The organism is Neobacillus sp. NRS-1170, from assembly GCF_050468025.1.
Genome location: NZ_JBITPF010000019.1, coordinates 123,625 through 130,429, shown reverse-complemented (window position 1 = coordinate 130,429; position 6,805 = coordinate 123,625). Strand labels below are relative to the sequence as shown.

Annotated in this window: 9 protein-coding genes; 6 read left to right on the top strand and 3 right to left on the bottom strand. The window is 35.8% G+C overall.

The window, feature by feature from the left end; translation table 11 throughout:
* The 6 genes from ACIFOT_RS08195 to ACIFOT_RS08170 form a co-directional block, all read left to right on the top strand.
* Positions 1 to 711: hypothetical protein (locus ACIFOT_RS08195; RefSeq protein WP_430063825.1), on the top strand; the 711-nt coding region annotated here is incomplete at its 5' end.
* A gap of 271 nt (positions 712 to 982) precedes the next feature.
* Complete coding sequence (locus ACIFOT_RS08190; RefSeq protein WP_430063824.1) at positions 983 to 1,327, top strand: hypothetical protein; 345 nt, start codon at positions 983 to 985, stop codon at positions 1,325 to 1,327.
* A 227-nt stretch (positions 1,328 to 1,554) separates the two neighbouring features.
* Complete coding sequence (locus ACIFOT_RS08185) at positions 1,555 to 2,844, top strand: glycosyltransferase (protein ID WP_430063823.1); 1,290 nt, start codon at positions 1,555 to 1,557, stop codon at positions 2,842 to 2,844.
* Between the two features lie 131 nt (positions 2,845 to 2,975).
* Positions 2,976 to 3,335, top strand: coding sequence for a hypothetical protein (locus tag ACIFOT_RS08180; RefSeq protein ID WP_430063822.1), 360 nt, complete (start codon positions 2,976 to 2,978; stop codon positions 3,333 to 3,335).
* 406 nt (positions 3,336 to 3,741) lie between these two features.
* Positions 3,742 to 4,224: a hypothetical protein gene (locus ACIFOT_RS08175; RefSeq protein ID WP_430063821.1), complete on the top strand. Its 483-nt coding sequence runs from the start codon at positions 3,742 to 3,744 to the stop codon at positions 4,222 to 4,224.
* A gap of 79 nt (positions 4,225 to 4,303) precedes the next feature.
* Positions 4,304 to 4,642 (top strand): hypothetical protein, encoded by a 339-nt coding sequence (locus tag ACIFOT_RS08170; protein WP_430063820.1) that lies wholly within the window; start codon positions 4,304 to 4,306, stop codon positions 4,640 to 4,642.
* 45 nt (positions 4,643 to 4,687) lie between these two features.
* On the opposite strand, the gene ACIFOT_RS08165 is transcribed toward ACIFOT_RS08170, so the two are convergent.
* From ACIFOT_RS08165 to cidR, 3 genes are all read right to left on the bottom strand, one after another.
* Positions 4,688 to 5,059 carry a hypothetical protein gene (locus tag ACIFOT_RS08165; RefSeq protein ID WP_430063819.1) on the bottom strand — a complete coding sequence of 124 codons (372 nt, stop codon included), beginning with the start codon at positions 5,057 to 5,059 and terminating at the stop codon, positions 4,688 to 4,690.
* A gap of 13 nt (positions 5,060 to 5,072) precedes the next feature.
* Positions 5,073 to 5,591, bottom strand: a complete 519-nt coding sequence (locus tag ACIFOT_RS08160; protein ID WP_430063818.1) for an acyl-CoA thioesterase — start codon at positions 5,589 to 5,591, stop codon at positions 5,073 to 5,075.
* 217 nt (positions 5,592 to 5,808) lie between these two features.
* A complete protein-coding gene (gene cidR, locus ACIFOT_RS08155) occupies positions 5,809 to 6,705 on the bottom strand; it encodes a cidABC operon transcriptional activator CidR (protein WP_430063817.1) in 897 nt (298 codons plus the stop codon).
* Between the last annotated feature and the right edge of the window lie 100 nt (positions 6,706 to 6,805).

The following is a 6,805-nucleotide window of genomic DNA, read 5'->3' as shown; positions in this document are numbered from 1 at the left end:
ACAACAACCACTACAACCACTACAACCACTACAACCACAACAACCACAACAACAACAACCACTACAACCACTACAACAACTACAACTACTACAACAACAACAACAACAACAACAACAACAACAACAACAACAACTACAACTACAACAACAACTACAACTACAACAACAACAACTACTACCACAACAACAACAACAACAACTACTTCTACTACAACTACAACAACAACAACAACAAGAGCTCCAATCAGCGGATGTGCTTGTGATGAATTTAATTGCGCACAATTATTATGTATTGCTAATTTAGAAGGACAAGGATCACTTGCTGGAGTGATTTCCGCAGATGTAACAGCAAATATTAGTAGTGATGGATCAACAATTACATTTACTGTAACGAATACTTCGAATAGCCCTAGCGCGTTAATTGATCAATTTTTCTTTCAACTCAATCGTGAATTTGATTCTACTAATAAAATAACTGGGCATTCAATGACACCACCATCAAAAAGATTTGATTTCGACTCTGCTAAAGGGGGAGTAACACCAAATGATTGTGGTACTTTCCAATATAAATTTGGACGTGATACGCCTGCAGATAGACTAGCTGTTGGAGAAACTGGTACTTTTGTCATTAACGCAAACGGAGGTACTCCTTTTACGGCAGCTGACCTAACAAATCAAACAGTTTGTGCCCGTTTTCAGGCTATAACTTAAGTGGTGCGAGGAACTAGAGGATGTTCTTGTGGCACTTGGAATTGCACCTAACAACAGTACCTTAGATTCTTATGTAACAATGACACTTCGATATTGTTTTAATCGGAGTGTCGTTGTTTCTTCAATGCAGATATAATCATTTTCACATGACATAAAACCACAATTCCATTTTATTAAAGTGCTTTTTCATAGTTGAACCACCTAAACAAAAAGGACAACCCTTGAATATCCTATAATAGTAAGAAAAAATGACAAGGAGTTGAAAACTAATATGTCTTTCCCTAATACCCCTCCAAAGATAAATCCAATTCAGGGTTTAGATTCTAATCAGGTAGCGCTTTTGCTTCTTGCGAGCATTGCGTTTGAAGAACTTGCACTAGCCCATTTAATTAATGCTGAAGCAGAAAAGCTTCAAGCAGCTATTGGTACGCTTGTGATAAATGGACAACCAGTAAGAACAGGAATTCAAGCTGGAAGTTTTGATGAGTTATTAGCGGTTAACCGTGCAGCGGAAAAAATGTTGCGTACAATTATCAAAAAAGAAATGTTACTCCAATTTAAATTTGAAAATGTTCTCGAATTTCTTTCATCACCAACTACTTCAACAACAACATAAACATCGATATAAAGAGGCATTCAAAAAAACGAACTTTTTGGATGTCTCTTTTTCCTTATTCAAACAACAAATACGTACATAAAAAAAACTATTTTACTTTAATTTACGCCTGATTTTGTTTTCTATAATTAATTTAGTTTATATATACTTCCTCATTTATGTTCACCGGCAACCCTTTCCAAGTATATAGTATAATGTCTAGTCTCACACAAGGAGGAATTTTTTAAATGAAAGTTGCTTTGCTTACCATGTTTAATGGCCTTACTAGCACGTATTCTTTAGTGAATGTAGTGGCTGAACAGCTCCGGATGATGTTAGATTCTGGATTAGAACCGAAACTACTCGTGAGCGAAACCTGTCCACTTGAGGATCGATATGGAGTTTTTTTAGATGAACGGATTGAATGGGTAAAAATTGTAAACCAAATAGATGGAAAACAAATAAATTGGCGAGATTACTCCCAACCAAATGAAAAAGTGCACAACACTTTTTTTAATGAAGCGGACGTCATCGCAAAAGACTTTGTTAAACACCTTGAAGACGTCGATGTCTGTATTATGCACGATATTCATTATCAAGGTTGGCATTTAGTCCATAATGTAGCCATTAGAAAAGCCCAAGAAAAATTACCTAAAGTGAAATTTATTGCCTTTACACATTCTGCCCCTGCGAATCGTCCGCCTAATCCCAAATGGCCACTTTCAGCACGTTTTTCTTCCATGCCAAATACGTTGTATGTGTACCCAACACAATCGGGCATTCCGGCTCTCGCTAAACAATACAATGTTCCAGAAGGAAGATGTAGGGTCGTAAATAACAGTCTAGATTTATTAAACTTTGTAAGCGATGAAATTCAGATTCTTAACAAAGAGACTGATTTAATTAGCCCTGATATATTAATCGTTTACCCTGGACGTTTAACCACTGGAAAAAAATTTGAAAAGGTAGCAATGCTAGCTGGTGCCATAAAAAAACAATCAGAACTGAGTGTCAAAGTCATATTTTGTGATTTTCCAAGCATGGATATTGCTCCTAAAACCTATAAAGCTCTAATTCGATTACAAGGTACAGTCTATGGATTAAGCAATGCTGATTTATTTTTCACTTCAGATATAAAGGAATTTAAAGATGGGTTTCCAAGAAAAGGTGTTATGGAATTATTTGGTTTATCAAATTTATTTATATGCCCATCCTTTTCAGAGTCGTTTGGTTTAACCGTATTAGAGGCTGCCAGCAAAGGAAATTTCCTCGTTTTGAATGAAAGAGTACCTGCTTTAGAGGAATTAGGGAAAAATTTGGATGCCTATTTCATGAAATGGGATGCTAGAAACTTTGGTTTTGATACGAAGGAAACCTATAACCCCTCAGAAGAAGCGTACCTTTCCGAACATGCTAATATCATTGTGAATAGGATGAGGGAAAATGCCATGCTGAAAGCTAAAACAATGGCCAGACAGCGTTACAGTCCTAAATGGGTGTGGGAAAACCAGCTCGAACCGATGATCCAATTTTTATAAATATAAACTGATGCCCAAACCAGCAAACAAATCAATAGATGTTTCTTAACAATTAATCTTCTCAAAACGCCCAGACAATCTAGGTAAACTAGAATAATGTAATGTAGTATCTAAAAAGGGAGGTGGATGTCATGTCTTTTCCAAATATTCCGGAAGATATTAATCCCATTGAAGGTTTTGATTCTGAACAGGTAGCGCTTTTGCTCCTTGCTTCCATTGCTTTTGAAGAGCTGGGCTTAGCTCATTTAATTAATGCAGAAGCAGAAAAGCTTCAAGGAGTAATTGGTACTCTTGTTGATGATGAGGGTGATTTAGTAAACGAGAATATTAAGGCAGAAAGTTTAGAAGATTTATTAGATGCAAACAAATCTGTTGAAAGAATGCTTCAAACGATTGTCAAAAAGGAAATGTTGCTTCAATTTAAATTTGAAAATGTTCTTGATTTTTTAAATCAAATAGAATCCTCTAGCGATGATAAAAAAGATGAATAATCGCTCTATTGTACAGAGTAGTGGAACAGGCCATGAATGATTTTTTCATGGCCAATTGTATTAAAATAGTCCCCTTTTCATCCAGAAAATATCTTCTTTGGTCATTTGATTATAGCTAGATTCATATCTTTTAAAAGTTGCTTTTGGAAGATTATTAAATGTTGTTGAAAGATAGGACCATTATGATTATATATTAAGAACCGATGCAGACACCTTTTTAACACAGCATGGAATTCTTTCATCCCTTCTCTCTATACAGTTGGACAAGGTAGTTATGTCAACGATGCTAAAACACGCTTTAACCTAAAAAGAATTACAATTTTAGGCTTGACATAATGGTTCCACCACACCTATTTGGGCATAGACTACATGAGAAAGCAAATTGTTATAAGGAGGTTTTTCTCAAATGGGTATGCCTACAATCCCACAAGAACCGCATCGTCCCAATAAGAACGAAGTAGTAATTGATTTGCTTGAGTCGATTGCGTTAGAGGAAATTGCTTTGTCCCACATTATGAATGCGGAAGCAGAGAAAATCCAAGCATTTGTAGGAAAAAATTTGAATTTTCCTACCCATCCAGGTAATGGGGATATTATTAAATTTAATAATGGCGTTAACCGGCTGCTTGAAACCATTGTGATGAAAGAGTGGCTTTTACTCAAGAAATTAGAGAATGTTATAGATTTCATAGAAGAACAGATGCCAGAACAAGAAGAGGAAAGCAGTTCATTTTTTAGCTCAAGCAGCAGTGGCAGCTCAAGCAGTAGTGGCAGCTCAGGCAGCAGTGGCAGCTCGGGCAGCAGTGGCAGCTCGGGCAGCAGTGGCAGCTCAGGCAGCAGTGGCAAGCATGGTAAAAAAGGTCCTGGAAAAAAGGCTCCTGGAAAATAAGGTGAAAAATAAACATCATTGATATCAGAGCAGCTGATATGGATGGCTGATTTAACTAAGGATAAAGGAGTGATCTGAATTGAACAGCCTAGATAATGATGAAAAAATCATAAAATCATTAAGGTCGGCACCCTACTTGCAAATGGCACTTGCAAACTATTTACAATCTTTTCTTACATTGTTAAAGGCAGAATTCAACATTATAGATCACCAAACAATTGCAGAAAGTGTAAACAGAACTAAAAAGAACGTAAATCAATTACAAAGTTTAATAGATGAAAAAATCAAGATTTATTCAAAAAATTACTCCGAAGCTGAAATCAAAAATATGTTTAAGAAGTATCAACGGTTAAATGAGAAAATTAATTCTGAATTCAACCAATTCTTTTTGACACTCCAAAAACAAAGAAAAAATTGAGAAAAGGACTGATTGTAAACAGTCCTTTTTAATATTGGGGTATGATTATCGAATACTAGAGGCACCTAATAAAGACTCAGGGGCATTCCCTAGTGCTAAAAGGCTGATTTTTGCATATCCAATACTTTTAAATTTAGCTAAATATTGTTTAAGTACTTCGGAATCAGCATCATTTTTTACTCTTTGTAATTCCTTTTTATACAAACGGAGTACTGACCCATAGACAAAATTGGGAGTATATTGACCAGGATTTTCATCCATTATTAAACATCCCATGTAATGATATTTAAATTGGAAAGCACGGGTAAGATTGATTACATCGAACAGTTTTTCAAAAAGGTTTGGATAGTCTTTTTTTAGGTTCTCAATGCTTTCTTTGGCTGCTTTTAATTCTTCTATATTAGATAAAGTAATCATAGATATTCCTCCTTTATTTATCCCAAGGTTTTTCTATTGAAATATACGCTGCTAATTCTTTACTCTTTTGTCTTCTTAATTTACGGATTTCCGCCCTTTCCTTACCTGTTTGGTAAAGGAACTTTTCTTCTTCCGTTTCTGGAATGATATTTGGAACGATAACGGGCTGCTTATTCTCATCTAGTGCGACAAAAGTCAAAAATGCGGTAGCTGCAATGCGGCGTTCACCAGTCATGATATCTTCAGCAATGACTTTACAAAAAATTTCCATTGAAGTATTTCCTGTATAAGTTACAAACGATTCGACACAAACAGAATCAGTTTGATGAATGGGGCATAAAAAATCGATCGAGTCAGTAGAGGCAGTCACACATTCTTTCACTCTCGAATGCCGGCGAGCTGATAATGTCGCGGCATCGTCTAGTTTTTTCATTAAAACGCCGCCAAACAATGTATTGTAGTTATTTAAATCGCAAGATAATACCTGAGCTGTATTAACAATGCGGCTTTCTTTAACTTTTTTTGCTTTCATTGGTTGCATCCTTTCATGATTGGATTTTAGTTAGTAAAAACTATATCCACGGTATTAAAAGGTTTTTCTTTCCTGAAACAAGTGTAAGCCGCATTGGAACATTAGTAAAATGGTTATATTTCATCAATCCTATAGCTTTTATCTATGTAAATGCTTTCAGCTATTCAATGTATATATAGGTGGGATGTAAAAAAACGGTTCACAAAAATGAACCGTTTTAATCGTTTTGATAACATATTGAAAGCTGGTCTTTGGTAAACTGAAGCCATTCTTTTGCCGCAAAGGAGAAGTATTGATTTCTCCCCCAGATTAATCCAAGGTTCCAACTAATAGTCGGGTTTACAACCCTGACCGACCTTACATGTTTATTTAAATGATGGCAAATACTTTCAGGTAAGAGCGAAACGCCAAATTGGCTTGCGACCATTTCTTCAATAAAAGAGCGCTGTGAACTTTCTGAAATAATGTGTGGATTAAAGCCCGCACTATTACAAGCAAATATGATTCGATCATTAAGGACGAAATCCTTGTTAAACAATATTAACGACTCATCCGCCAATTCCGCCAAATTGATTTCCTCTTTCTCAGCTAAAGGGTGTGATTCGTGCACGATTAGCTTTAGGTTTTCTTCCATAAAGGAAAAATGCTCAAATATTTCATTTCTAGTAGGAAGAACCACAACACCGACATCCAGAAGATTCTTTTCAACATTTTCCTCTATTTTCTTTGAGCCTTCCTCAACCAATTGGAAGGTAATCCCTGGGTATCTTTCGTGAAAACTGCCCACTATTTTAAGGAAATGGTGGGCGTCAAATATAGGCGGCAAGCCGATGCGAATATGCCCTTTTTTGAGCCCAGTAAGGTTGTCCAATTCCATTTCTAAATTCTTAAATGCTTTGTCAATAAGTTTTGCTTGCTCTAAAATGATGCGCCCTGCATCAGTTAAGGTTAATTGCTTTCGAGACCGATCAAACAGGGCGACACCCAGTTCCATTTCCAGGTTCTTAATCATCTTACTAATGGTAGGCTGTGTAATGAATAAATGATTTGCGGCACGTGAGAAACTATTATAATTCGAAACTTCAATAAAATATTGTAAATGTTTAATATCCAATTTTGCGGTACACCTTCTTGTGTTTAATGTTAAACGCATATTTAAAAAATGATATTATTGGGCCTAATCATTAGATTGGGCTATTTTAATTCGATTAATC

What these genes read in the sequence shown, in the direction of transcription:
- ACIFOT_RS08190 (WP_430063824.1), top strand. Translation starts at nt 983, where the DNA reads ATGTCTTTCCCTAATACCCCTCCAAAGATAAATCCAATTCAGGGTTTA.
- ACIFOT_RS08185 (WP_430063823.1), top strand. Translation starts at nt 1,555, where the DNA reads ATGAAAGTTGCTTTGCTTACCATGTTTAATGGCCTTACTAGCACGTAT.
- ACIFOT_RS08180 (WP_430063822.1), top strand. Translation starts at nt 2,976, where the DNA reads ATGTCTTTTCCAAATATTCCGGAAGATATTAATCCCATTGAAGGTTTT.
- ACIFOT_RS08175 (WP_430063821.1), top strand. Translation starts at nt 3,742, where the DNA reads ATGGGTATGCCTACAATCCCACAAGAACCGCATCGTCCCAATAAGAAC.
- ACIFOT_RS08165 (WP_430063819.1), bottom strand. Translation starts at nt 5,059, where the DNA reads ATGATTACTTTATCTAATATAGAAGAATTAAAAGCAGCCAAAGAAAGC.
- ACIFOT_RS08160 (WP_430063818.1), bottom strand. Translation starts at nt 5,591, where the DNA reads ATGAAAGCAAAAAAAGTTAAAGAAAGCCGCATTGTTAATACAGCTCAG.